This is a genomic window from Streptomyces sp. Ac-502 (assembly GCF_045222935.1).
GTDB classification, from domain to species: domain Bacteria; phylum Actinomycetota; class Actinomycetes; order Streptomycetales; family Streptomycetaceae; genus Streptomyces; species Streptomyces monomycini.
Genome location: NZ_JBHFFO010000001.1, coordinates 3,191,089 through 3,217,422, shown reverse-complemented (window position 1 = coordinate 3,217,422; position 26,334 = coordinate 3,191,089). Strand labels below are relative to the sequence as shown.

At 70.4% G+C, this 26,334-nt stretch carries 17 protein-coding genes and 4 pseudogenes; 13 read left to right on the top strand and 8 right to left on the bottom strand.

What is annotated here, in order from left to right; genetic code table 11:
- The first annotated feature begins 3 nt into the window (after positions 1–3).
- The 5 genes and pseudogenes from pgeF to ACEXOX_RS14445 all read left to right on the top strand — a co-directional run bounded on the left by pgeF (position 4) and on the right by ACEXOX_RS14445 (position 3,774).
- On the top strand, positions 4–753 hold the full coding sequence (gene pgeF, locus ACEXOX_RS14465; RefSeq protein WP_406521009.1) for a peptidoglycan editing factor PgeF: 750 nt from the start codon (positions 4–6) through the stop codon (positions 751–753).
- 3 nt (positions 754–756) lie between these two features.
- Positions 757–1,488: a YggS family pyridoxal phosphate-dependent enzyme gene (locus ACEXOX_RS14460; protein ID WP_406521007.1), complete on the top strand. Its 732-nt coding sequence runs from the start codon at positions 757–759 to the stop codon at positions 1,486–1,488.
- Between the two features lie 124 nt (positions 1,489–1,612).
- Positions 1,613–2,233, top strand: coding sequence for a cell division protein SepF (locus tag ACEXOX_RS14455; protein ID WP_030024677.1), 621 nt, complete (start codon positions 1,613–1,615; stop codon positions 2,231–2,233).
- Positions 2,234–2,304: 71 nt separating this feature from the next.
- A complete protein-coding gene (locus ACEXOX_RS14450) occupies positions 2,305–2,598 on the top strand; it encodes a YggT family protein (protein ID WP_030024678.1) in 294 nt (97 codons plus the stop codon).
- Between the two features lie 49 nt (positions 2,599–2,647).
- Positions 2,648–3,774 (top strand): annotated as a pseudogene (locus tag ACEXOX_RS14445) (DivIVA domain-containing protein).
- 388 nt (positions 3,775–4,162) lie between these two features.
- Here ACEXOX_RS14445 and ileS read toward each other — a convergent pair.
- A pseudogene (gene ileS, locus ACEXOX_RS14440) lies at positions 4,163–7,301 on the bottom strand (isoleucine--tRNA ligase).
- 615 nt (positions 7,302–7,916) lie between these two features.
- Here ileS and ACEXOX_RS14435 point away from each other — a divergent pair.
- From ACEXOX_RS14435 to ACEXOX_RS14420, 4 genes are all read left to right on the top strand, one after another.
- On the top strand, positions 7,917–8,777 hold the full coding sequence (locus ACEXOX_RS14435) for a TraR/DksA C4-type zinc finger protein (protein WP_406521005.1): 861 nt from the start codon (positions 7,917–7,919) through the stop codon (positions 8,775–8,777).
- 241 nt (positions 8,778–9,018) lie between these two features.
- Positions 9,019–9,696: a signal peptidase II gene (lspA, locus tag ACEXOX_RS14430; RefSeq protein ID WP_406521003.1), complete on the top strand. Its 678-nt coding sequence runs from the start codon at positions 9,019–9,021 to the stop codon at positions 9,694–9,696.
- A gap of 80 nt (positions 9,697–9,776) precedes the next feature.
- On the top strand, positions 9,777–10,718 hold the full coding sequence (locus ACEXOX_RS14425; RefSeq protein ID WP_406521001.1) for an RluA family pseudouridine synthase: 942 nt from the start codon (positions 9,777–9,779) through the stop codon (positions 10,716–10,718).
- A gap of 138 nt (positions 10,719–10,856) precedes the next feature.
- A complete protein-coding gene (locus tag ACEXOX_RS14420; protein ID WP_406520999.1) occupies positions 10,857–12,458 on the top strand; it encodes a Na+/H+ antiporter in 1,602 nt (533 codons plus the stop codon).
- Positions 12,459–12,524: 66 nt separating this feature from the next.
- Here ACEXOX_RS14420 and ACEXOX_RS14415 read toward each other — a convergent pair whose 3' ends face one another.
- Positions 12,525–13,646, bottom strand: coding sequence for a mechanosensitive ion channel family protein (locus tag ACEXOX_RS14415; RefSeq protein ID WP_406520997.1), 1,122 nt, complete (start codon positions 13,644–13,646; stop codon positions 12,525–12,527).
- 105 nt (positions 13,647–13,751) lie between these two features.
- Between ACEXOX_RS14415 and ACEXOX_RS14410 the strand changes: the two genes are divergently transcribed.
- Positions 13,752–14,366, top strand: coding sequence for a dienelactone hydrolase family protein (locus ACEXOX_RS14410; RefSeq protein WP_406520995.1), 615 nt, complete (start codon positions 13,752–13,754; stop codon positions 14,364–14,366).
- Between the two features lie 15 nt (positions 14,367–14,381).
- On the opposite strand, the pseudogene ACEXOX_RS14405 reads toward ACEXOX_RS14410, so the two are convergent.
- The 5 genes and pseudogenes from ACEXOX_RS14405 to ACEXOX_RS14385 all read right to left on the bottom strand — a co-directional run bounded on the left by ACEXOX_RS14405 (position 14,382) and on the right by ACEXOX_RS14385 (position 20,180).
- A pseudogene (locus ACEXOX_RS14405) lies at positions 14,382–16,060 on the bottom strand (alkaline phosphatase D family protein).
- A 105-nt stretch (positions 16,061–16,165) separates the two neighbouring features.
- Positions 16,166–17,020, bottom strand: coding sequence for a thioredoxin domain-containing protein (locus tag ACEXOX_RS14400; RefSeq protein ID WP_406520993.1), 855 nt, complete (start codon positions 17,018–17,020; stop codon positions 16,166–16,168).
- 168 nt (positions 17,021–17,188) lie between these two features.
- Complete coding sequence (locus tag ACEXOX_RS14395; RefSeq protein ID WP_406520992.1) at positions 17,189–18,028, bottom strand: thioredoxin domain-containing protein; 840 nt, start codon at positions 18,026–18,028, stop codon at positions 17,189–17,191.
- A 61-nt stretch (positions 18,029–18,089) separates the two neighbouring features.
- Positions 18,090–18,749: a hypothetical protein gene (locus ACEXOX_RS14390; RefSeq protein ID WP_406520990.1), complete on the bottom strand. Its 660-nt coding sequence runs from the start codon at positions 18,747–18,749 to the stop codon at positions 18,090–18,092.
- Between the two features lie 87 nt (positions 18,750–18,836).
- Positions 18,837–20,180 (bottom strand): DUF2252 domain-containing protein, encoded by a 1,344-nt coding sequence (locus tag ACEXOX_RS14385; protein WP_406520989.1) that lies wholly within the window; start codon positions 20,178–20,180, stop codon positions 18,837–18,839.
- A gap of 280 nt (positions 20,181–20,460) precedes the next feature.
- On the opposite strand from ACEXOX_RS14385, the pseudogene dnaE reads away from it, so the two are divergent.
- Positions 20,461–24,002, top strand: a pseudogene (dnaE, locus tag ACEXOX_RS14380) (DNA polymerase III subunit alpha).
- Between the two features lie 176 nt (positions 24,003–24,178).
- Positions 24,179–24,424 carry a hypothetical protein gene (locus ACEXOX_RS14375; protein ID WP_406520987.1) on the top strand — a complete coding sequence of 82 codons (246 nt, stop codon included), beginning with the start codon at positions 24,179–24,181 and terminating at the stop codon, positions 24,422–24,424.
- A 92-nt stretch (positions 24,425–24,516) separates the two neighbouring features.
- On the opposite strand, the gene ACEXOX_RS14370 is transcribed toward ACEXOX_RS14375, so the two are convergent.
- Positions 24,517–24,693, bottom strand: a complete 177-nt coding sequence (locus ACEXOX_RS14370; RefSeq protein WP_406520985.1) for a hypothetical protein — start codon at positions 24,691–24,693, stop codon at positions 24,517–24,519.
- A gap of 272 nt (positions 24,694–24,965) precedes the next feature.
- On the opposite strand from ACEXOX_RS14370, the gene ACEXOX_RS14365 reads away from it, so the two are divergent.
- Complete coding sequence (locus tag ACEXOX_RS14365; protein ID WP_406520983.1) at positions 24,966–26,306, top strand: NYN domain-containing protein; 1,341 nt, start codon at positions 24,966–24,968, stop codon at positions 26,304–26,306.
- The last annotated feature ends 28 nt before the right edge of the window (positions 26,307–26,334 follow it).

Here is a 26,334-nt window from a genome sequence, read left to right as displayed (position 1 = left end):
GACGTGATAGGGCAACAGCACCCGGTGCTGACGAACGACACGAGCGGCGCGCACTTCGCCTCCACCGACCGGTGGGGCGGGGTGAGCGCCGCTCCGTATGCCGAGCTGAATCTCGGGGGCGCGGTCGGCGACGACCCCGGCGCGGTACGGACCAATCGCGAACGGGCGGCGAAGGCGCTGGGCCTGGACCCCGCCTCCGTCGTATGGATGAACCAGGTGCACGGCCGTGACGTGGCCGTGGTCGACGGTCCCTGGCGCGACGGCTCCGAGATCCCCTGCGTGGACGCGGTGGTGACGGCCCGCCGGGGCCTGGCCCTCGCCGTCCTGACCGCCGACTGCACCCCGGTGCTCCTCGCCGACCCGGTCGCCGGGGTCACCGGCGCCGCGCACGCGGGGCGTCCGGGGCTGGTGGCCGGGGTGGTCCCGGCGACCGTCGAGGCGATGACCGCGCTCGGCGCCGACCCGGCCCGCATCGTCGCCCGTACCGGCCCCGCGGTCTGCGGACGCTGCTACGAGGTGCCCGAGGCGATGCGCGCCGAGGTCGCCGCGGTGGTGCCCGAGGCCTGGGCCACCACCTCCTGGGGCACGCCCGCGGTGGACATGGCCGCCGGGGTCCGTGCCCAACTCGCCGCGCACGGCGTACAGATGGGTGAGCATTCCCACATCTGCACGCTGGAGTCGGCGGACCACTTCTCGTACCGGCGGGACCGCGTCACCGGGCGGCTCGCGAGCTATGTATGGCTGGGATGCTGAGCTGTGACGGATCGTAGGACCGAACTGGCGGACAATCTGGCGCGCGTGGAGGAACGAATCTCCACCGCGTGTGACAAGGCCGGCCGCAAGCGGGAGGACGTGACCCTCATCGTGGTCACGAAGACCTACCCGGCGAGCGACGTGCGGCTGCTCGCGGAACTGGGCGTCCGTCAGGTGGCGGAGAACCGTGACCAGGACGCGGCACCGAAGGCCGCGGCCTGCTCGGAACTGTCCCTTACCTGGCACTTCGTCGGTCAGTTGCAGACCAACAAAGTGCGGTCTGTGGCCAATTACGCCGATATTGTGCAGTCGGTCGACCGGGCCAAGCTGGTCACCGCGCTGTCGAAGGAAGCGGTACGGGCCGGCCGCGAGCTCGGCTGCCTGCTCCAGGTGGCACTTGACGCCGAGTCCGGTGCCGCCCGGGGAGAGACGGGAGAGCGCGGCGGGGTCGCCCCGGCCGGGGTCGCCGCGCTCGCCGACGCCGTCGCGGACGCCGAAGGGCTGCGCCTGGACGGCCTGATGACGGTGGCTCCGCTGACCGGCCCTTATGCCGGGCGGCCCGGTGCCGCTTTCGAGCGTTTGATGGAAATCTCATCCGACCTGCGCGTGAACCATCCTGCTGCGAACATGGTGTCGGCAGGGATGAGCGCGGACCTTGATGAGGCCGTGGCTGCCGGGGCGACACATGTGCGCGTCGGCACTGCGGTACTCGGAGTCCGACCACGGCTCGGGTAACGTCGCCAAGCAAGTCGGACCACAGCACAAAATATGGTCATTGCCCCCAAAAGGAGGGCAGGCCGCGTGGATTCAAGGCGCCAGGTGACGGAGCCGATCCACCACAGAGCGGAGGACGCAGAGAATGGCCGGCGCGATGCGCAAGATGGCGGTCTACCTCGGCCTCGTGGAGGACGATGGGTACGACGGCCGGGGGTTCGACCCCGACGACGAGTTCGAGCCCGAGCTTGACCCGGAGCCCGAACGGGGGCGGCGACAGCAGACCCAAGTACCCACCGAGCCGCACCCGGAACGGGACGAACCCGTCCGAGTCGCCCAGCCTCCCGCTCAGCGCGAGTCCGCCCCGCTGGCTGCCGAAAGCGGACGACCCGCCCGAATCGCCCCCGTGGCGTCCATCACACCCGACCGTCCGAATCTGGAGAAGAACGCACCGGTGATCATGCCCAAGGTTGTGTCCGAGCGGGAGCCTTACCGCATCACGACGCTGCACCCCCGGACCTACAACGAAGCCCGTACCATCGGGGAACACTTCCGTGAGGGCACTCCGGTGATCATGAACCTCACGGAGATGGACGACACGGACGCGAAGCGACTTGTCGACTTTGCGGCCGGTCTCGTCTTCGGCCTGCACGGCAGCATCGAGCGGGTGACGCAGAAGGTGTTCCTGTTGTCGCCTGCTAACGTCGATGTCACGGCGGAGGACAAGGCCCGCATCGCAGAGGGCGGGTTCTTCAACCAGAGCTGAGACGCAACACCGGGCACACCGGGCCGAAAGCGCCCAACACGACAGCATGGCAAGGGGAGAGGACACCGCGGATGAGCATCGCTGGACAGGTGATCTACATCGCGTTGTACTGCTTCCTCATCGTGTTGATCTTCCGGCTGGTGATGGACTATGTCTTCCAGTTCGCCCGTTCATGGCAACCCGGCAAGCCGATGGTGGTCGTTCTGGAGGCCACCTACACTGTCACTGATCCGCCACTCAAGCTCTTGCGGCGGGTCATTCCGCCGCTGCGTCTCGGGGGCGTGGCGCTCGACCTGTCCTTCTTCGTATTGATGATCATCGTCTACATCCTGATCACCGTCGTGAGGACGGTGTTGTTGGTGTGAACGATACGGTCTTGCCGATTGCCGACGACTACGTTGAGGTGAAGTAGAGATGCCGTTGACCCCCGAGGACGTGCGGAACAAGCAGTTCACGACCGTCCGCCTCCGAGAAGGCTATGACGAGGACGAGGTCGATGCCTTCCTCGATGAGGTCGAAGCCGAACTGACCCGACTGCTGCGGGAGAACGAGGACCTGCGCGCCAAGCTGGCCGCCGCGACGCGCGCCGCCGCGCAGAACCAGCAGCAGAACATGCGCAAGCAGCAGGACCAGCAGCAGCAGGACCAGCAGCAGCACCAGCAGGGCAGGCCCGGCGCTCCCGTGCCCGCCGCCATATCCGGTCCGCAGCCGGTGCCGCCGCAGCAACAGCAGCAACAGCAGCAGTTGGGCGGCCCGCCGCAGCTGACCGGAGGAGCCCCGCAGCTCCCGGCCGGGCCCGGTGGCCACGGCCCTGGGCCCCAGGGCCCGCACGGCCCCGGCCCGATGGGCCCCGGCGGTCCGCTGGGCGGCCCGATGGGCGGTCCCGGTGGACACGGTGGCCCGCAGCTGCCGCAGCCGGGCCAGGGCCCGGGCGGTGACAGTGCCGCTCGTGTGCTGTCGCTCGCGCAGCAGACCGCCGACCAGGCGATCGCGGAGGCCCGTTCCGAGGCCAACAAGATCGTGGGCGAGGCGCGCTCGCGTGCGGAGGGTCTGGAGCGGGACGCCCGCGCCAAGGCGGACGCGCTGGAGCGGGACGCGCAGGAGAAGCACCGCGTCGCGATGGGGTCGCTGGAGTCGGCCCGCGCCACGCTGGAGCGCAAGGTCGAGGACCTGCGCGGCTTCGAGCGCGAGTACCGTACGCGGCTGAAGTCCTACCTGGAGAGCCAGCTGCGCCAGCTGGAGAACCAGGCCGACGACTCGCTGGCGCCGCCGCGGACGCCGGCGACCGCCTCGCTGCCGCCGTCGCCGTCGATGGCTTCGGCCGGTGCCGGGTCCATGGGGGGCAACCACGCCATGGGTGGCGGGCAGTCGATGGGGGTCACGGTGGTGGCTCGGGCAACGCTCCGTCCTACGGCGGGCAGCAGCAGATGTCGCCGGCGATGACGCAGCCGATGGCTCCGGTGCGGCCGCAGGGGCAGCAGCCGATGCAGCAGGCGCCGTCGCCGATGCGTGGGTTCCTCATCGACGAGGACGACAACTGAGCGGAGGCGCGCTTCGCGCGTAGTCGTCGCGTGTAGCGCGTGGTCGGCAATCAGGGCTGGGCCCCTGGGGTGATCCCCGGGGGCCCGGTTCTTTTGCTGCCCGGTGGGGGTGCGCGTCTTGCGCGATGGGTCCGGTGGGTGGGGGCTCGGGGGCACTCCGGGGTCACTCCTCGGCACCGTGCACGTCCACGGTGATGTCATGGTGAACCCAGATACCCGGCTGCCTGCGGGGAGACCCCTGCGTACCCCCGAGCCCTGGCCGTCTGGCGGCTTTCAGTGCGATTTGGGCTGGTGTCCTATAGAAACGCCCAAGCTGCTTGTACGGCAACGGCCCCCGACGCTCGGTGCGTCGGGGGCCGTCGTGTTGCTACACCTACCTGCTCGGTGGTTATGCCTCGGTCTTCTTGAGGCGGAACGTGAGGGTCAGGCTTTCGTCCTCGAATGCCTGGCCGTACGTGTCATCGGCCTCGCCCTGGGCGAAGTCGGTGGCCAGGACCTCGTCGGCGATGAGGTCATGGTGGTCGGTCAGGGCTGTGCGGACCTCTTCGTCGGGGGTCTGCCAGCGGAGGGTGATGCGGTCGGCCACGTCCAGGCCGCTGTTCTTGCGGGCTTCCTGGATGAGGCGGATGGCGTCGCGGGCCAGGCCCGCGCGGCGCAGGTCGGGGGTGATCTCCAGGTCGAGGGCCACGGTGGCGCCCGCGTCGGAGGCCACCGACCAGCCCTCGCGCGGGGTCTCGGTGATGATGACCTCGTCGGGGAGAGGGGGACCGTCTCGTCGTTGACGGTGACGGTCGCCGTGCCCTCGCGCAGGGCGAGGGAGAGGGCCGCGGCGTCGGTTTCGGCGATGGCCTTGGCGACTGCCTGGACGCCCTTGCCGAAGCGCTTGCCGAGGGCGCGGAAGTTGGCCTTGGCCGTGGTGTCCACCAGGGAGCCGCCCACCTCGGAGAGGGTGGCGAGGGCGGAGACGTTCAGCTCCTCGGTGATCTGGGTGCGCAGCTCGGGGGAGAGCGTTTCGAAACCGGAGGCTGCCACCAGGGCGCGGGAGAGGGGCTGGCGGGTCTTGACGCCGGACTCCGCGCGGGTGGCGCGGCCCAGTTCGACCAGGCGCCGTACCAGGACCATCTGCTTCGACAGTTCCGGGTCGATCGCCGAGCGGTCCGCCTCGGGCCAGGTGGAGAGGTGGACCGAGTCGGGGGCGTCGGGGGTGACCGGGACGATCAGGTCCTGCCAGACGCGTTCGGTGATGAACGGGGTGATGGGGGCCATCAGCCGGGTGACCGTCTCGACGACCTCGTGGAGCGTGCGCAGGGCCGCCTTGTCGCCCTGCCAGAAGCGGCGGCGGGAGCGGCGTACGTACCAGTTGGAGAGGTCGTCGACGAAGGAGGAGAGGAGCTTGCCGGCGCGCTGGGTGTCGTATGTTTCGAGGGCGTCGGTGACGCCGTCGGTGAGGGCGTGGAGTTCGGACAGGAGCCAGCGGTCGAGGAGCGGGCGCTCGGCCGGGGTGGGGTCGGCGGCGCTGGGGGCCCAGTGGGAGGTCCGGGCGTACAGGGCCTGGAAGGCGACTGTGTTCCAGTAGGTCAGGAGGGTCTTGCGGACGACTTCCTGGATGGTGCCGTGGCCCACGCGGCGGGCCGCCCAGGGGAGCCGCCGGCCGCCATGAACCAGCGGACGGCGTCGGCACCGTGCTGGTCCATCAGCGGGATCGGGTCGAGGGTGTTGCCCAGGTGCTTGGACATCTTGCGGCCGTCCTCGGCGAGGATGTGGCCCAGGCAGACGACGTTCTCGTACGAGGACTTGTCGAAGACGAGGGTGCCGACGGCCATGAGGGTGTAGAACCAGCCGCGGGTCTGGTCGATGGCCTCGGAGATGAACTGCGCCGGGTAGCGCTTCTCGAACAGTTCCTTGTTCTTGTACGGGTAGCCCCACTGCGCGAAGGGCATGGAGCCGGAGTCGTACCAGGCGTCGATGACCTCGGGGACGCGCGTCGCGGTGCCCTGGCACGTGGGGCAGGGGAAGGTGACGGCGTCGATGTAGGGACGGTGCGGGTCCAGGCCGGACTGGTCGGTGCCGGTGAGGTCGGTGAGTTCGGCCAGGGAGCCCACGCAGGTGAGGTGGTCCTCGGCGCAGCGCCAGATGGGGAGGGGCGTTCCCCAGTAGCGGTTGCGGGAGAGGGCCCAGGCGATGTTGTTGTTGAGCCAGTCGCCGAAGCGGCCGTGCTTGACCGACTCGGGGAACCAGTTGGTGCCCTCGTTCTCGCGCAGCAGGGCGTCCTTGACCGCGGTGGTGCGGATGTACCAGGACGGCTGGGCGTAGTAGAGGAGCGCGGTGTGGCAGCGCCAGCAGTGCGGGTAGCTGTGCTCGTAGGCGACGTGCTTGAAGAGTAGGCCGCGGGCGTCGAGGTCGGCGACGAGGTGTTCGTCGGCCTTCTTGAAGAACTGACCGCCGACGAGGGCGAGGCCCTCCTCGAAGGTGCCGTCGGGGCGTACCGGGTTGACGACCGGCAGGCCGTAGCCGCGGCAGGTCTTGAGGTCGTCCTCACCGAAGGCCGGGGCCTGGTGGACCAGGCCCGTACCGTCCTCGGTGGTGACGTAGTCGGCGTTGACGACGAAGTTGGCGTCCTCCAGCTCGACCAGGTCGAAGGGGCGGCGGTAGGCCCAGCGCTCCATCTCGCGGCCGGTGAAGGTCCGGCCGGTCGTGGTCCAGCCTTCGCCGAGGGCCCTTTCGAGGAGGGGCTCGGCGACGACGAGCTTTTCCCGGCCGTCGGTGGCCACGACGTAGGTGACGTCGGGGTGGGCCGCGACGGCGGTGTTGGAGACCAGGGTCCAGGGGGTGGTCGTCCAGATGAGGAGTGCCGCCTGGCCGGCCAGCGGGCCGGAGGTCAGCGGGAGGCGGACGAAGACGGAGGGGTCCACGACGGTTTCGTAGCCCTGGGCCAGCTCGTGGTCGGACAGGCCGGTGCCGCAGCGGGGGCACCAGGGGGCGACGCGGTGGTCCTGGGCCAGCAGGCCCTTGTCGAAGATCTGCTTGAGGGACCACCAGACCGACTGGATGTAGTCGGGGTCCATGGTGCGGTACGGCTCGTCCAGGTCCGTCCAGTACCCCATCCGGGTGGTCAGGTCGGCGAAGGCGTCGGTGTGGCGGGTCACCGACTCGCGGCACTTGGCGTTGAACTCGGCGATGCCGTACGCCTCGATGTCCTTCTTGCCGTTGAAGCCCAGCTCCTTCTCGACGGCCAGCTCGACCGGCAGGCCGTGGCAGTCCCAGCCGGCTTTGCGGCCGACGTGGTAGCCCCGCATGGTGCGGAAGCGGGGGAAGACGTCCTTGAAGACGCGGGCCTCGATGTGGTGGGCGCCGGGCATGCCGTTGGCGGTCGGCGGACCCTCGTAGAACACCCACTCGGGGCGTCCCTCGGACTGCTGGAGGGTACGGGCGAAGACCTTCTGCTCGCGCCAGAAATCGAGCACCGCGTGCTCAAGGGCGGGCAGGTCTACCTGGGCGGGTACCTGGCGGTACTGAGGCTGTGACATCGGGACGTTCCTCCGGCGGACACCTGCTGCGTTCTCCGTCCGGAGGGACGAGAGCCTGGGCCCCCGCGGTACCACCCTCCTTGGCGGTGCGGGCTGCACCGCCCCCTCATTGGGGTCGCGAGGCCGGTTCTACTGACCCGCGGCCCGCCTGCCGGCCGTCCGTGGGCGTTCTTCCGGCGGCTCTGGGGTGATCTTCACGTCGCGCACGCCTCCGGGCTCGCACCGTCCCCGGATCGCTCATCGCTGCGTACGACGCTACTCGTCCCGTCGGCGCCTTTCGCTGCCCACAGTGTACGGGGCACCGACGGTGCGGGCCGACCGGTTCTCCGGTCTGCGCCGAGTGAGGTAGCGGGCGCCGAGGACGTGACCCGAATGGCGATACGCAGGGCGCGGGAGTCGGCGCCCGCGCGCCGGGCGGCCGGGGCCGGGCTCCGCGCGGGCCGTGGGCTGGCGGATTACCGCTCGGGCAGGTGGGCACAACGGATGCAGACCCGGCTGCCGCGGGGGAGACCGGGCCGGAAAGGGCGGTGCGTCCCGTTGCCGCGTGCCTTGAGGCGATTTATCGTTCCGGTCACGATTCGCGAGCATGATCACATAAGTGAAGGGGTCGCGGCCATGGTGGCGAAGAAGACCGCCGCGAAGAAGAGCACGGCGGATGCCGGAAAGGCCGCGGCCGACAAGCCAGGGCCCGCGGCGAAGAAGCGGGCGTCCGCCGCCACGGCGATGAGCGCGGAGGCCGTACCGGACACCCCGGCGGACGCCGTACCGGACACCCCTGTGGAGGAGCCGGAGCACCCGCCCGCGGCCGGGCACACGGCGAAGAAGACGCCGGGCGGCAAGGCCACGGCGAAGAAGGCGGCGAAGAAGGAGGCCGGGGAGCCCCCTGCGGACGGCGGGCCCGCGCCCCGGAAAGCCGCCGCGAAGAAGGCGGCCAAGAAGACCGCACCTGCCGAGAAGGCGGTGCCCGCGAAGAAGACGGGAGCCAAGACGGTGGTGGAGAAGCAGACTCCGGGCGGGGCACCGGCCGCCGAGGCGGAGCAGGACGGGACGCCGGGCGCGGTGCCCAAGGCGCGCGCCGCGGACCCCGGCGAGCTGGCCGTACGGCCCGGCGAGGACCCCTGGACGCCGGCCGAGGTCGCCGAGGCCCGTACGGCACTGCACGACGAGGTCACCCGGCTGCGTGCGGAGATCGAGGCGTCCGAGGACGCGCTCGCCGGGCTGATGCGGGACTCCGGCGAAGGGACGGGCGACGAGGCCGACACCGGCAGCAAGAACATCACCCGCGAGCACGAGATGGCGCTGGCCTCCAACGCCCGCGAGATGCTGCTCCAGACCGAACGCGCGCTGGAGCGCCTGGACGCGGGCACGTACGGCCTGTGCGAGAACTGCGGCAAGCCGATCGGCAAGGCCCGGATGCAGGCGTTCCCCCGGGCGACGCTGTGTGTGGAGTGCAAGCAGCGGCAGGAGCGGCGGTAGGGGCGGAGGGGAGCGGGGTAGGCAGGAGGGGGCAGGGGCGGGAGTGGCGGTAGGGGGCCCGCCAGAGGTCGTCGGGGCCGTCGGGGCGGGTGGTCCGGTGGGCGGTCGGTGGCGGCCTGCGAATGAATCACCCGAGGCCGAGGGGACCGTACCCACGGTGTCCGTACGCCTGTGCCGTACCCTCGTCCTCAGCCGGGGGCGGCCTGGCGTGCGGGAATCGACGGGCTGAGGGGCTCACAACGTGGCAGAGGCGGAGCGCATCACCGGTACGCCGGAGACCGGGCCGGATTCCGAGCCGGGGACGGCGGCGGTGCCGGGAGCCGGGGGGAGCGCCGAGGGGACGGCGTCGCGGGAGCGGCAGCCGGACGAGGGCCGGGACGAGAACGCGGACGGCGGCGAGTCCGGTGCCACCGCGGCCCGGGCCAAGGGCCGGGGCAAGCGGCGGATCGGCACGCTGTTCCTGGTCGCGGCCGTCGTCTACCTCCTCGACCTGGGCAGCAAGGCGCTGGTGGTCGCGAAGCTGGAGCACCACGCCCCCATCGAGGTGATCGGTTCGCTGCTGCGCCTGGAGGTGATCCGCAACCGCGGTGCCGCCTTCAGCATCGGCGAGGCGCTGACGATCTTCCTCACCATCATCGCGGCGATCGTGATCGTGGTGATCATCCGGATCGCCCGCAAGCTCTACAGCCTGCCGTGGGGCATCGCGCTCGGCCTGCTGCTGGGCGGCGCCTTCGGCAACCTCACCGACCGGATCTTCCGGACGCCGGGCGTCTTCGAGGGCGCGGTGGTGGACTTCATCGCCCCTGCCCACTTCGCGGTCTTCAATCTCGCGGACTCCGCGATCGTCTGCGGCGGCATCCTGATCGTGATCCTGTCCTTCCGCGGCCTGGACCCGGACGGCACGGTCCACAAGGACTGAGGGCCCGTGCCGTACGGCCCGCGGGCCCCGGACGACCGGGGCCGGCCGGAGTGTCGCCGCGGGCTGACATACTCGGTGATGTGAGCACGATTCCCGAGATCCGCACCCTGCCCGTACCGGACGGCCTGGAGGGCGAGCGCGTCGACGCCGCGCTGGCCCGTATGTTCGGCTTCTCCCGTACGAAGGCCGCCGAGCTGGCGGCCGACGGGAAGGTCCGGGTGGACGGCGCCGAAGTCATGAAGTCCGAGCGGGTGCACGGCGGTGCCTGGCTGGAAGTGGAGATGCCGCAGGCCGCGCCACCGGTGGAGATCGTCGCCGAGCCCGTCGAGGGCATGGAGATCGTGCACGACGACGACGACATCGTCGTGATCGTCAAGCCGGTCGGCGTCGCCGCGCACCCCAGCCCCGGCTGGACGGGCACCACCGTCATCGGCGGGCTGGCCGCCGCCGGCTTCCGCATCGCGACCTCCGGCGCCGCCGAGCGCCAGGGCATCGTGCACCGCCTCGACGTCGGCACCTCCGGCCTGATGGTGGTGGCCAAGTCCGAGCGCGCGTACACCCTGCTCAAGCAGCAGTTCCGGGAGCGTACGGTCGACAAGCGCTACCACGCCCTGGTGCAGGGCCACCCGGACCCGATGAGCGGCACGATCGACGCCCCCATCGGCCGGCATCCGCAGCACGACTACAAGTGGGCGGTGACGGCCGACGGCAAGCCGTCGGTGACGCACTACGACCTGATCGAGGCGTTCCGGGCGGCCAGCCTGCTGGACATCAAGCTGGAGACGGGGCGTACGCACCAGATCCGGGTCCACATGTCCGCGCACCGCCACCCGTGCGTCGGCGACCTGACCTACGGCGCCGACCCGACGCTCGGCAAGCGGCTGGGCCTCACCCGGCAGTGGCTGCACGCGATGCGGCTGGGCTTCGAGCACCCGGCCGACGGGCAGTGGGTGGAGTTCGAGAGCGCCTACCCCGAGGACCTTCAGCGCGCGCTGGACCGGGTGCGGGCCGAGAGCGCCTGATCCGCCGGCCCTGAGTCACGGATGCTGAGGTAGGCCGGACGGCCGAGCGGCCGGACCGCTCGTCCGAGCGGTTTTTGCGGGCTTCATGGCAGGCTTGGGTCAGAACGTGATCGATCTCGACCCCGGAGTGCAGCCACCGTGGACCAGCTGGCCCTGATGTTCGTCCTACTTCTCGGGGCCGTGGTCATGGTCCCGGTCGGTGACCGGCTGGGCCTGCCGTCGCCGGTCCTGATGACGCTCGGAGGCGCGGTACTGGCACTGCTGCCGTTCGTGCCGAACGTGGAGGTGCCGCCGGAGTTCATCCTCCCGCTGGTGCTGCCACCCCTGCTCTACGCCGCGGTGCAGCGCACCTCCTGGCGGCAGTTCACGGCCAACATCCGGCCCATCTTCCTGCTGGCGGTGGCCCTGGTCTTCGCGACCACGGCCGCCGTCGCCGCCGTCGCGCACGCCATCGTCCCCGGCATGCCGATCGCCGCGGCCGTGGTGCTCGGCGCCCTGGTCGCGCCGCCGGACCCGGTCGCCGCGACCGCCGTCGCGGGCAAGCTGGGGCTGCCCCGCCGGATGGTCTCCATCCTGGAGGGCGAGGGGCTGTTCAACGACGTCACCGCGATCGTGCTGTACCACGTCGCGCTCGCCGCGGCCGTCAGCGGCTCCTTCTCGGTGCCCGGCGCGGTCGGCTCGCTGGTGCTGTCCGCGGTGGTCGCCATAGCGGTGGGTCTGGTGCTGGGCTGGGTCGCCAACAAGCTGATGGGCCTGCTGGGCGACCCGACGCTGCAGATCGGCCTGACGCTGCTGGTGCCGTTCGTCGCGTACGTCCTCGCTGAGGAGTTCGAAGGGTCCGGGGTGCTGGCGGTGCTGACCACCGCGCTGTTCCTCGCCGAGTACGCGGTGGACGCCGACGACGTGATGGGCCGGCTGGCCGGCTACACCTTCTGGGAGATCGTCGACACCCTCGTCACCGGTGTCGCCTTCGGGCTGATCGGCCTGGAGCTGCACAACGTCATCAAGGTGGCTTCCGGTCGCTGGGGCGAGATGCTCGGCATCGGAGCCGCCGTCGTGGTGGTCGTGGTGGGCGTCCGGCTGCTGTGGCTGCTGCCCGCCGCCTGGCTGGCCAAGCGGATGCACAAGCGCCGGGACTTCGACGAGGACATCCCGCTGAGCTGGCGGGAGACCGTGATCATGTGGTGGTCCGGGATGCGCGGGGTGGCGTCCGTCGCGCTGGCGCTGGCCATCCCGTACACGATCGACGGCGGCGGGGACTTCCCGGCCCGTGACGAGATCCTGTTCATCGCCTTCGCCGTGGTGCTCTCCGGGCTCGTCGTGCAGGGCCTGTCGCTGCCGACCCTGGTCAAGAAGCTGCGGGTCAAGGCCGACTCGGAGGCCGAGGAGAAGCTGGAGCACGAGCTGGCGCTCCGGGTGATCAAGGCGTCCAAGCGGCGCCTGAAGGAGATCCTGGAGGTCGAGGAGCTGCCGGAGGAGATCAGCGAGCAGCTCGCCCGGCGCGCCTACGACATGGGTGCGCGCATCGCGCCGGACATCGTGGACGACGACCGGCGGGAGCACTTCGAGAAGCGCATCACCCGGATGAAGAAGGTGCAGAGCATCCAGAGCGAGATGCTCTCGGCCGCCCGCCACGAGGTGCTGGCGGCGCGCAGCGAGCCGGGCGCGGACCCGGAGATCGTGGACCGGGTACTGCGCCAGCTGGACATGCGCAGCCTGCGGGGCGCTCCGCTGCCGTAAGGCCGGGAGGCGGGAAGGGCGTAGGGCCAAAAGGGGCGGGGTGCGTTCGCACCCCGCCCCGTGCCGTCAACCGTCCAGTCCCGGGCCCTTGTCCAGGGTCCCCGGACGTCGCTCCGTGTGCGTCTCCATGAGCCGGGCGGCGTCCTCCCCGCCGTCGGGCGCGGCGGCGGTGACCACCCGCGGCAGCGCGTACGGGTGTTCCGCGCGCAGCCAGTCGATCATCCGCTCGCGGACCTCGCAGCGCACCGACCAGATGGCGTCCGAGTCACGGGCGGTGACCAGGGCGCGTACCTGGATCGTGGTCGGGGTGGTGTCGGTGACCACCAGGCTCCAGCCGCGGCCGTCCCAGTCGGTGCTGTTCTGCAGGATCTCGTGCAGCCGCTCGCGCATCTTCTCCACGGGCGCCGCGTGGTCGAGGTGGAAGAAGACCGTGCCGGTCATCTGCGCGCCCCCGCGCGACCAGTTCTCGAACGGCTTGCTGGTGAAGTAGGACACGGGCATGGTGATCCGCCGCTCGTCCCAGGTCCGTACGGTCAGGAAGGTCAGGGTGATCTCCTCGACCGTGCCCCACTCCTTGTCCACGACCACCGTGTCCCCGATGCGGACCATGTCGCCGAAGGCGATCTGCAGGCCGGCGAAGAGGTTGCCGAGGGTGGACTGCGCGGCGACACCGGCCACGATGCCGACCAGCCCCGCCGAGGCCAGCATGGACTGGCCGACCGTCTGCATCTTGGGGAAGGTCAGCAGCATCGAGGCCGCGGCGACGACGATGACGATCGCCGTGACCACCCGCTGGATCAGGGTGACCTGGGTACGGACCCGCCGCACCCGGGCGGCGTCCCGCGCGCCCGCCGCGTACCGGGAGTACGAGGACTCCACGATGGCCGCCGAGGCCCGGATGGCGAGCCAGGCGGTGGCCGCGATCAGGACGAGGGAGAGAATCTGGCCGAGGCCCGCTTCGTGGTCCTCGATGAACCGCAGACCGGTTCTGTCGTAGAAGCCGCGCAGCAGCGCGGTGACCAGCACCACTTGCAGGGGGACACGGCAGCGCCGCAGCAGGCCCCACAGTGGCGTGTCCGGGCGGGCGGTGTCGGCCCGGCGCAGTGCCAGGTCGGCGAGCCAGCCCAGGACGAGCGTCACGACTATGGAGCCGCCTACGACGGTGAGCGGACGAAGCACGTCCTCCATGGACACTTCCGGTCCTCCTAGATGTGGTCAGCTTCGTGCCGGTACCTACTGACCGTAACTGGCACGATGGTGGAAGTGCGATCCAATGACAGGGAAGTGAAAGCAGTGGCCTCTTCGTCCGCCTCGCCGTCCGCGGCGCCCGCGAAACCCTCGACGGTTGTCCTGTTCCATTCGGTGTGCGGCCTGCGGCCCGCGGTGCACGCCGCCGCCGACCGGCTGCGCGCGGCCGGTCACGAGGTCGTCGTACCGGACCTCTTCGACGGGCGGACCGCGGACACCGTCGAGGACGGTGTGGTGATCAAGGACGAGATCGGCAAGGACGAGCTGCTGGTCCGTGCCGTGACCGCCGCGGCGCCGTACTCCGACCGGGGCGTGGTCTACGCGGGCTTCTCCTTCGGCGGCGCGGTCGCCCAGAATCTCGCCCTGGGGGACGAGAAGGCACGCGGCCTGCTGCTGATGCACGGCACCTCGGACATCGCCGACGACGCGGCCGTCGACGAGCTGCCCGTCCAGCTGCACGTCGCCGACCCGGACCCGTTCGAGCCGCACGACTGGCTGAACGCGTGGTACCTGCGGATGGGGCGGGCCGGCGCGGACGTGGAGGTCTACCGCTACCCGGGCGCCGGGCACCTCTTCACCGACCCCGACCTGCCGGACTTCGACGAGGAGGCCGCCGAGAGCGCCTGGAAGGTCGCCCTCGGCTTCCTCGACTCGCTGTAAGGGGGGCGGAGCGGGTCAGCGCACCGGCTGCCGCACCCGCTCCACCCGCTGGGTCCCGGAGAGGGTCCGGTAGGAGCGTGCCAGTGCGGTGGTGGCGTGCGGGTCGGTCCGGTCGGAGACGGTGTAGTAGTCCATCTGCGTGCGTTCGGCGCTGACGTCCAGGACGCCGTAGCCGTGCGAGTCCATGTCCAGCCACTTCACATGGCGGTTGGCGGCCCGGACCGCGGCGACGCCGACCAGCGAGACGGTGTGCGGGGCGACGTGCAGGAAGTCGTCCACGTTGTCGGAGGTGACCGAGGTGACCACGAACTCGGTGGCGACCGGCGGCGTGGCCGGGTAGGTCGCGGCCTTCCCCGGCACCTCGTTGGCCCACGCCATGTGGATGTCGCCGGTCAGGAAGACGGTGTTGCCGATGCCGCGGTCGCGCAGGTGGGTCAGCAGCTCGCGCCGGTCGTCGGTATAGCCGTCCCACTGGTCGGTGTTGACCGCCAGGCCCTCCTTCGGCAGGCCGAGGAGTTCGGCGAGCGGCGCCAGCAGATGGGCCGGTACGGAGCCGAAGGCGACCTGGGAGATCATCACGGAGGTGCCGACCAGCCGCCAGGCGGTGTCCGAGCGCTCCAGCCCTGCCTTGAGCCAGTCCAGCTGGGCCCGCCCGGTGATCGAGCGCCCCGGGTCGTCCACCTTCCCGCTGCCCGGCTTGACCTGTTCGTCCCGAAAGGTCCGCAGGTCGAGCAGGTGCAGGTCGGCGAGCTTGCCGAAGCGCAGCCGGCGGTAGGTGGTGCCCGCCGTGGAGGTCCGTACGGGCATCCACTCGAAGTAGGCGCGCTTGGCGGCGGCCATCCGCGTCGCCCAGTCGCCCTCGGTGCCGGGGGTGTGGTTCACGGCGCCGCCGGACCAGGCGTTGTCGGCGAACTCGTGGTCGTCCCAGATCGCGATCATCGGATGCGCGGCGTGCAGGGCCCGCAGGTCGGGGTCGGTCTTGTGGACGCCGTGCCGGGTGCGGTAGTCGGCGAGCGTGATGATCTCGTGGGTGGGGAGTGCTGCCGTACGGTCTTGCCCGAGGCGGGGAAGCCGCCGGTCGCGTACTCGTAGAGGTAGTCGCCGAGGTGCAGCACCGCGTCCAGGTCACGGCGGGCCGCCAGGTGCCGGTACGCGGAGAAGTAGCCCGCCTCCCAGTTGGCGCAGGAGACGACGCCGAAGCGGATGTTGGGGGCTTTCGCGTCGTGGGCGGGGGCGGTGCGGGTGCGGCCCACGGGCGAGTGGGTGCCGGCGGCGGTGAAGCGGTAGTAGTAGGCGGTGGCCGGCGCCAGGCCGCGTACGTCGGCCTTGACGGTGTGGTCGGCCGCGGCCGTGGTGGTCGCGGTTCCCCGCGCGACCACCGTGCCGAAGTCCGGGTCGGCCGCCACTTCCCAGCCCACCGTGGTGTCCGGGCCGCGGCCGGAGCCGGGCACTGCGCCGGGCTCGGGCGTGACCCGGGTCCACAGCAGGATGCCGTCCGGGAGCGGGTCGCCGGAGGCCACGCCGTGCTGGAAGACCTGGGCGTCCGTACGGGGCGAGGCGTCCGTGCCGCTCTGCGGGTCCGTACCGGTCCGGGCGGCACGGGCGGGGCCTGCGGTGGCGAAGGGCAGCAGGGCGGCGGAGGCGGCTGCGGCCGTAACGGCGGTGCGACGTGATATCTGGTCATGATCGGTCACGGCCGATCACCATACTGTCGAGTAGGGCACTACGGGAGGGCTCGCGCAGGAAGTTCGCCCTCCCGTAAACAGATGTCCGCCGGGCCGGTGCTCCGGCCCCCGCGGCTACTTCTTCGCGTCCTTCGCGGGCCCGAACTCGTCGTCGATCATCTTGTTGAAGTTGGCCGTGGCGAGTTCCTTGTACTGCTCCTTGGTCATCTGCTTCTGCGGGACCGGCGGCAGCTTCAGCTTCTTGTCGCCGTGCAGGAACGCCGGGGTCCCGGTCACGCCCTTGCGGCCGAAGAGCGCGGTCATGTCCATGGTCCAGCGGTCGTACGTACCGTTCTTGACCGCCGCCTGGAACTTCTCGTTGTTCTTCAGCTCGGGCACCTGATCGGCGACCTCGATCAGCTTCTTGTCCTTGGCGTAGGCGTCGTCGGCCTCTTCGGGGTGGTTCTTCTCCGCGTACAGCGCGGTCTTGTACTTGAGGAACGCCTCCGGGCCGACGTCCAGGGCCGCGCCGAGCGCGCTGAGCGCGTTCTTGGAGCCCTCGCCGCCCTGCCCGCCGTCGATGAAGGTGTACATCGTGAAGCGGATCTTGTAGCGGCCGTCCTCCATGCCCTTCAGGAGGGCCGGGCCCGCGCTCTGCTCGAAGCCCGCGCAGGCCGGGCAGCGGATGTCCTCGAAGACCTCCAGGGTCTCCTTCGCCTCCGGCTTGCCGATGACGATCTCGGTGCCGTTCTTGCCGCTGGTGTGGGCGGGTTTGACCAGGTCCGCCTCCTTGGCCGCCTCCCAGCCGGTGGGCTCGTTCGCCTTCATGATCCCGAAGCCGATGCCGCCGGCTATGACCAGGACACCGACCACCGAGCCCGCCACCACGAGCTGCCGGCGGATCTTCTCCTTCTTCTTCTGCCGCTCGCGCTCGGCACGGATCCGCTCGCGGGCCGCCTGCTTGCTCGCCTGGCTGTTGCGGTCGCTCATGGTGCTTACCGACTCCCTGTCCCCAGTGACCCGTGCCCGGCGGCGCGCGGTCCGCTTCGTGCGGAGTCTGCCATGAGCACGGCGATCTGCCGGGTCAAGATTTGGCATCGGCGTACGACGGAGCCCCGGACCGGAAGACCGGCCCGGGGCTCCGCGAAGGGCGGCGGGTCAGCCCTTCATCGCCTTGTCGACATCGGCGTTGAACGCGTCCGGCGTGGACGGGGCGACCTTGCCGTTCGCGGAGTCGGTGCCCAGCACCGTGTCGTCCATCTTCACCGTCGGGGTGCTCTTGACGTCCTTGAAGCCGTTGAAGGCCTCGGACATCTCCATCGCCCAGCGGTTGTACGTACCGGCCTTCACCGCGTCCTGGAACGTGGCGTTGCCCTTCAGGGCGGGCACCGTGTCGGCGATCTTGAGCAGATAGTCGTTGTCGGCGAACTTGTCCTGCCGCTCGTCGGGGTGGAACTCCTTCGAGAACAGCGCCTCCTTGTACTTCAGGAACGCGTCCGGGCTCACGTTGAGCGCGGCGCCCATCGCGCTGAGCGCGTTCTTGGAGCCGGTGCCCTGGAGGTTGTTGTCCAGGAAGGTGCCGAGGTGGATGGAGGCCTTGTACTTGCCGTCCTTGAGGTCCTTCTGGATCGTCTCGCCGACGTTCTGCTCGAAGCCCGCGCAGCCCGGGCAGCGGGCGTCCTCGAAGAGCGACAGCGTGTGCTTGGCGTCCTTCTTGCCGACGATGATCTCCGTGCCGTTCTTGCCGGAGGTGTTGGCCGGCTGGACCAGCTTGGCGCTCGCCGCGTCGGACCACTTGGCGGAGCCGCCGCCGGAGTCGCCGCCGCCCGAGTTGGCCACGGCGACGCCGATGCCGCCCGCGACGGCCAGCACGGCGACGATCGAACCGCCGACGGTCAGCTGCCGGCGGATCTTCTCCTTCTTCTTCTGCCGCTCGCGCTCGACGCGCAGCCGCTCGCGGGCTGCCTGCTTGTTGGCCTGGCTGTTGCGGTTGCTCATGACTGTCCTGCTCCTGGGAAAGGTGTGAACGGGTGCCTGTCCAGAGGCCGCGGCCCGAAGGCTACGCGGCGAGGGAACAGGGCGGTCCACGCCGTACGACGCAGTGCACGAGCAGCGGGACGGCCCGCGGGGCCGGCTCCGTACGCGCGGTACGGGCGGCCCGGCGGTGCGGCACGGGCAGCGCCCGGACGACCGCCACCGCCAGCAGCAGCGGCCGGAACGCGAACGCCGTCACCGCCCCCAGCAGCTGGGCCAGCGCCGCCTCGCCCCGCCGCAGCCAGGCCGCCGCGAGCAGCCCGACGGCGACGTGCACGGCGAGCAGCAGCAGCCAGGTCGCGGCAGGGGTCCGGTCCTGCGGCGACAGGTGCGCCAGGGGCGTGCCCACGTCACCGCCGCCGCACAGCAGATCCACGCCCAGGGACCGCAGCGGCCCGGTGACCGGGCCGCCGGCCCGCCCGTAACAGGTGTGCTGGCCGGCGCTGAAGACCGTGTCGGCGGCCAGCTCCAGCGGTACGAGCAGGGCGGCGATGCGCCAGTAGCCGCGCTCCCGGCCGGCCAGCGCGTACGCGACGGCGAAGACGGCGGCCGACAGGGCGGCGACGGTGGTCAACGGCAGCGGCATCCGGGACAGCAGCACATGACCCGCGGCGGACAGCGTCACGCACAGCGCCGTGAAGAGCGCTGCGCGCAGTGCCCGCAGGTGTGCCGCCGAGATGTCCATTGCAGCGAGTCTGCCATGGTCCGGTGTAAGCGGGCACTAAGAGGCGTGAACTCGTCGCCTGTGCGCCCTCTCACCCGGTGGCGCGGCTCACAGGCCGGGAATGCGGCCGTTGCGGAAGAGATCCACGAACGTCTGGTGATCGGCGCGGGCCCGGGCGCCGTACGCGTGCGCGAAGTCCACCAGCAGCCGGCCAAAACCGTCCTCGTCGGCGGCGATGGCCGCGTCGATGGCGCGCTCGGTGGAGAACGGCACCAGGGAGTGGCCGCTCTCGTCGTCCGCCGCGGCGTGCATCGTCGCGGTCGCCCGGCCCAGGTCCGCGACGACCGCCGCGATCTCCGCCAGGTCGTCGATGTCCGACCAGTCCAGATCGACCGCGTACGGGGAGATCTCGGCCACCAGCTGGCCGGCGCCGTCCAGCTCGGTCCAGCCCAGCCACGGGTCGGCGTGGTCCTGGAGGGCCCGCTGCGAGATCACCGTGCGGTGCCCTTCGTGCTGGAAGTAGCCGCGCACCCGCGGGTCGGTGATGTGCCGGGAGACCGCCGGGGTCTGCGCCTGCTTCATGTAGATCACGACGTCGTTCTCCAGCGCGTCGCTGTTGCCCTCCAGCAGGATGTTGTACGAGGGCAGGCCCGCCGACCCGATGCCGATGCCGCGGCGGCCCACCACGTCCTTGACGCGGTAGGAGTCCGGGCGAGTCAGGCTGGACTCGGGCAGCGTCTCCAGATAGCCGTCGAAGGCCGCCAGGACCTTGTAGCGGGTCGCGGCGTCCAGCTCGACCGTGCCGCCGCCCGCGGTGAAGCGGCGCTCGAAGTCGCGGATCTCGGTCATCGAGTCCAGCAGGCCGAAGCGGGTCAGCGAGCGGGCCATCCGCAGCGCGCCCAGCAGCGGCCCCTCGGCCGTGTCCAGGGTGAACGGCGGCACGTCGTCGTCCTTGGCGCCGGTGGCCAGGGCGTGGATGCGCTCGCGGTAGGCGGTGGCGTAGATCCCCACCAGCTCGCTGATCTGCTCGTCGCTCAGCGCCTTCGCGTAGCCGATCAGGGCGACGGAGGCGGCGAAGCGCTTGAGGTCCCAGGTGAAGGGGCCGACGTACGCCTCGTCGAAGTCGTTGACGTTGAAGATCAGCCGGCCGGTGGCGTCCATGTACGTGCCGAAGTTCTCGGCGTGCAGATCGCCGTGGATCCACACCTGGCCCGTGCGCTCGTCCTCGTACGGACCGCTGCCCGGGCCGCCGTCCCGGGTGTGGAGGTCGTGGTAGAAGAGGCAGGCCGTGCCCCGGTAGAAGGCGAAGGCGGAGGCGGCCATCTTCCGGAATTTGACGCGGAAGGCCGCCGGGTCGGCGGCGAGCAGCTGGCCGAAGGCGGTGTCGAAGACGGCGAGGATCTCCTCGCCGCGCTGAGCGGCGTCCGGCGCCGGGACGAGCTGGGACGACATCGCGGGTGCCTCCTGAGGCAGGTGCTGCAGACGGTTGTGCCGCCTCTTCCAACGGCCGAGGCTACTCACGAGTGCCCGCCCGTCGCCCCTCGTGGAGGCGCTGCGCGCCGGGGTCCGCTCTCCGCCCGTCGCCCGGCCCCGGCCGGGCCGCCGTCCCCGTCAGGTTGTCGGTCGGGGGTCGTAGACTTCACAACCGTCCCCGTTCCCGCCGCCGCGGCCCGGCCCCCTCGGCCGAGGCGCCGGCGTGCCCGCAGTACCCAGTCTCCGGAGGTCTTCCGCCGTGGCCAAGCCGCCCTTCACGCACCTGCACGTGCACACCCAGTACTCGCTGCTGGACGGCGCCGCGCGGCTGAAGGACATGTTCGAGGCGTGCAACGAGATGGGGATGACCCACATCGCCATGTCCGACCACGGCAACCTCCACGGCGCCTACGACTTCTTCCACTCCGCCCAGAAGGCCGGCGTCACGCCGATCATCGGTATCGAGGCGTACGTGGCGCCCGAGTCGCGGCGCACCAAGCGCAAGATCCAGTGGGGCCAGCCGCACCAGAAGCGCGACGACGTCTCCGGTTCCGGTGGTTACACCCACAAGACGATCTGGGCGGCGAACAGCACCGGCCTGCACAACCTCTTCAAGCTCTCCTCCGACGCGTACAAGGAGGGCTGGCTCCAGAAGTGGCCCCGGATGGACAAGGAGACGATCTCCCAGTGGTCCGAGGGGCTGATCGCCTCCACCGGCTGTCCCTCCGGTGAGCTGCAGACCCGGCTGCGCCTCGGCCAGTTCGACGAGGCCCTGAAGGCCGCCTCCGAGTACCAGGACATCTTCGGCAAGGACCGCTATTTCCTGGAGCTGATGGACCACGGCATCGAGATCGAGCGCCGGGTCCGCGACGGCCTGCTGGAGATCGGCAAGAAGCTCGGCATCCCGCCGCTGGTCACCAACGACTCGCACTACACCTACGCGCACGAGGCGAGCGCCCACGACGCCCTGCTGTGTATCCAGACCGGCAAGAACCTCTCGGACCCCGACCGCTTCCGGTTCGACGGCACCGGCTACTACCTGAAGTCCACGGACGAGATGTACGCCATCGACTCCTCGGACGCCTGGCAGGAGGGCTGCCGCAACACCCTCCTGGTCGCCGAGCAGATCGACACCACCGGCATGTTCGAGAAGCGCGACCTGATGCCGAAGTTCGACATCCCGGAGGGCTACACCGAGGTCACCTGGTTCAAGGAGGAGGTGCGGCGCGGCATGGCCCGCCGCTACCCCGACGGGGTCCCCGAGGACCGGCAGCGGCAGGCCGAGTACGAGATGGACATCATCCTGCAGATGGGGTTCCCGGGGTACTTCCTCGTGGTCGCGGACTTCATCATGTGGGCGAAGAACAACGGCATCGCGGTGGGCCCGGGCCGAGGTTCCGCGGCCGGCTCGATCGTCGCGTACGCCATGGGCATCACCGACCTCGACCCGATCACCCACGGACTGATCTTCGAGCGGTTCCTCAACCCCGAGCGCGTCTCCATGCCCGATGTCGACATCGACTTCGACGAGCGCCGGCGCGTCGAGGTGATCCGGTACGTCACGGAGAAGTACGGCGCCGACAAGGTCGCCATGATCGGTACGTACGGCAAGATCAAGGCCAAGAACGCGATCAAGGACTCGGCCCGTGTGCTGGGCTACCCGTACGCCATGGGCGACCGGCTCACCAAGGCCATGCCCGCCGACGTCCTCGGCAAGGGCATCGACCTCTCCGGCATCACCGATCCCCAGCACCCGCGCTACAGCGAGGCCGGCGAGATCCGGGGGATGTACGAGAACGAGCCGGACGTGAAGAAGGTCATCGACACCGCCAAGGGTGTGGAGGGCCTGGTCCGGCAGATGGGCGTGCACGCGGCCGGCGTGATCATGTCCAGCGAGCCGATCGTCGACCACGCCCCGCTGTGGACGCGGCACACCGACGGCGTGACCATCACGCAGTGGGACTACCCGCAGTGCGAGTCGCTCGGCCTGCTGAAGATGGACTTCCTGGGCCTGCGCAACCTCACCATCATGGACGACGCCGTCAAGATGGTGGAGGCGAACAAGGGCAAGAAGCTGGAGCTCCTGGAGCTCCCGCTGGACGACCCCAAGACCTATGAGCTGCTCTGCCGCGGAGACACCCTCGGCGTCTTCCAGTTCGACGGCGGCCCGATGCGTTCGCTGCTGCGCCAGATGCAGCCCGACAACTTCGAGGACATTTCCGCCGTGTCGGCCCTGTACCGACCGGGTCCGATGGGCATGAACTCGCACATCAACTACGCGGAGCGCAAGAACGGCCGCCAGGAGATCACGCCGATCCACAAGGAGCTGGAGGAGCCGCTCAAGGAGGTCCTGGGCCTGACCTACGGCCTGATCGTCTACCAGGAGCAGGTCCAGAAGGCCGCCCAGATCGTCGCCGGGTACTCCTCGGCGAGGCCGACGTCCTGCGCCGCGTGATGGGCAAGAAGAAGCCCGAGGAGCTGGAGAAGAACTTCGTCCTCTTCCAGGCCGGTGCCCGGAAGAACGGCTTCAGCGACGAGGCGATCCAGGCCCTGTGGGACGTCCTGGTCCCGTTCGCCGGCTACGCGTTCAACAAGGCGCACTCCTCCGCCTACGGGCTCGTCACGTACTGGACCGCCTACCTCAAGGCGAACTACCCGGCGGAGTACATGTCCGCGCTGCTCACCTCGGTGCGCGACGACAAGGACAAGTCGGCGGTCTACCTGAACGAGTGCCGCCGGATGGGCATCAAGGTGCTCCCGCCGAACGTGAACGAGTCGCTGGCGAACTTCGCCGCCCAGGGCGACGACGTGATCCTCTTCGGCCTGACCGCCGTCCGCAACGTCGGCCAGAACGTGGTGGACTCGATCATCCGCTGCCGCAAGGCCAAGGGGAAGTACACCTCCTTCCCCGACTACCTCGACAAGGTCGAGGCGGTCGTGTGCAACAAGCGCACCACCGAGTCCCTGATCAAGGCGGGCGCCTTCGACGAGATGGGGCACACCCGCAAGGGCCTGACCGCGCACTACGAACCCATGATCGACAACGTGGTGCAGGTCAAGCGCAAGGAGGCCGAGGGACAGTTCGACCTCTTCGGCGGGATGGGCGACGACACCGCCGACGACGGCCCCGGCTTCGGCCTGGACATCGAGTTCTCGGACATCGAGTGGGACAAGACGTACCTGCTCGCCCAGGAACGCGAGATGCTCGGGCTGTACGTCTCCGACCACCCCCTGTTCGGCCTGGAGCACGTGCTGTCCGACAAGGCGGACGCGGCGATCTCCCAGCTGACCGGCGGTGACTATTCGGACGGCTCGATCGTCACCATCGGCGGCATCATCTCCGGCCTCCAGCGCAAGATGACCAAGCAGGGCAACGCCTGGGCCATCGCCACCGTCGAGGACCTGGCCGGTTCCATCGAGTGCATGTTCTTCCCGGCCACCTACCAGCTGGTCTCCACCCAACTCGTCGAGGACACCGTCGTCTTCGTCAAGGGGCGCCTGGACAAGCGCGAGGACATCCCGCGGCTGGTCGCCATGGAGATGATGGTCCCCGACCTCTCGGAGGCCGGCGCCAACGCCCCCGTGACGATCACGATCCCCACGGTCAAGGTCACTCCGCCGCTGGTGGAGAAGCTGGGCGAGGTCCTCACCAGCCACCGCGGATCGACCGAGGTGCGGATCAAGCTCCAGGGGACGCGCAAGACGACGGTGCTCCGGCTGGACCGGCACCGGGTGACACCGGACCCGTCGCTCTTCGGCGACCTGAAGGTGCTGCTGGGACCGTCCTGCCTGGCGGGCTGAGCCGTGCGCGGTGCCCGGGGCTCCGGCTCCGGGCACCGCGCTTTCGCGAGCGTGCGACTTTGTACAACCGCGAAACTCATTTGCCCAACCGGTGCGAAGTCATGGCGTAAACCGGACATCTACGCGAGTAGCGTTCCCGGCAGGAACGAACATTCGCGTGAGGGATGGTTTCGCCGATGAACGCAGCAGTGATCAGCAAGGCCGTTTTTCTTCTCAGGGACGCCCACCTCTCGCCCCTACAGGCCCGCCGCGGCCTGGCCGCCTACTTCCCGGGCCTGGGCATGACCGACCGGGTACGGCACGTCCAGGCCGCCTACGACATCGTCAACGGCGGCCGGCCGGGACCCCGGGCCAAGGCGTCCGACCTGACGCAGCCCCGCTACTTCGCGGCGGCCCACGAACGGCACGGCTTCACGGACTGAATCCGGAAGGCCGCCGGAGCGCAGACGGCGCACAGCGCGCAAGAGGGGCGCACCCCACACGGGTGCGCCCCTCTACTGCTGTACGGCGAAGGTCAGTTGTGACCAAAACGGCGCTCGTGCTTACGGGCAACGTCGCGCGGGGTCGCGTCCACGGGCTGGGCCGACGTCTGGGCCTCCATCGCCGACCGCTCGGCGTCCTGCCGGTTGCGCTCGGTGGTCTGAGCGCCCTTCTGCTGCTGATTACGGTCGCGATTCTTGTTCTTGGCCATGACCGTGCCTCCTGAGGGGGATCCTGGGATCGGGGCCGTGACCAGGCTTACACGGGCCATTGATGCGCGCATTTCGGGCAATTACCGTGCGTAATGCACCGTGTCGTGTGCGGTGTTCGCCCTGGATGCCGAATCCGCCACGCCGATGATCGAGTTCGGGCAGTTAACCCCCGTACGGTCGGGCAGACTCGAAGGTAAAGCGGGAGAAAACCTCGTGCCACAGGCCGAGCCGGGGGCGTCCGACTTCAGCACCTCAGGGAAGAGGGTGGAACGTGGATCGCTGCGTCGTCCTGGTGGACGCCGGATACTTGCTGGGCGCCGCCGCGAGCCTGCTCGCCGGAGAACCCACCCGGTCCCGGATCACCGTAGATCACGCCGCCCTCATCCAGGGCCTGCGCCAGCGCGCCGAAGCCGACACCGAGCGGCCGCTGCTGCGCATCTACTGGTTCGACGGCGCGCCCGACCGCGTGCCGCAGCCCGAGCACCGGCGGCTGCGCGTCATGCCCCGGGTCACCGTCCGGCTCGGCGCGCTGACCCGCAGCGACGGCCGCTGGGCGCAGAAGGGGGTCGACGCCGCGATGCACGCGGAGTTGACCGAACTGGCCCGTAACCGCGCCTGCTCCGACATCGTCCTGGTCACTGGCGACGGCGACCTGCTGCCCGGCCTGATGTCGGCCAAGGAGCACGGCGTCGCCGTGCACCTGTGGGCGGTGCAGGCCGCCGACGGTGACTACAACCAGTCGGAGGACCTCGTCGCCGAGGCGGACGAGCGGCGGGTGCTCGACCGCGCGTGGATCACCCGCGCGGTACGGCTGAAGGAGCTCGGCGGCCCCTGCGCGCCGCCGCCCGTACCGCGGCCCGAGATCGCCGCCATCCTCTCGGCGCCGCTGCCCGAGTCCGCCGTCGCGGCCGCCGCGGCCGCGGCCTCCGCCGCACACGACGCCGAGCGGGCCGCCGCCCGTGAGCGCAACGGCGCGAACGGAACGGCGCGCCCGACACCCGCGCCCGCGGAGCGGACCGGCCCCACGGGCCCCTGCGACCGGCCGGGGACCGCCGCCGAACGGGACGGCGAAGGCGGCGCGGCGGGCGGCAGGGGCACACCGGTCCCCACCCCGAAGGACCTCGCCGACCTGAACCGCGGTCCCGGCGCCGGACCGGGCGGGTCCGCCGCGGCCCCGGCGCCCGTGCCGAGCGCGACGCTGCGCTGGTCCTCGGACAAGGGCTGGGTCGAGCGCGGCGGCCCGGTGGGAGAACCGCCCGAAACCGCCTCGCTCCCGACCCTCGCCCAGCTCACCAGCGCCGAGCAGCGCTGGGCCGACCGGGAGGAGGACATCACGGCCGTCAGCGGCGACCCGTTCGAAGTGGGCCAGGTCTTCGCCCGCCGCTGGACGGAACGGCTCTCCGACACGGCCCATCTCCAGCAGATCTCCACGGAGTACCCCCGCATCCCGCACCGCATCGACGGCGAACTTCTCCGCTATGCCGCCCGCTTCGGCCTGCTCGCCCACAAGGACGACCAGATCGACGAGCACGACCGCTATGCGATTCGCGCCGGATTCTGGCGCGAAGTCGACCTTCGGACGGCGGCGTCGCACGTGTCGGCGGGGGAGTAGGGGCCCGGCGGGGGCGTCCCGGGTACGG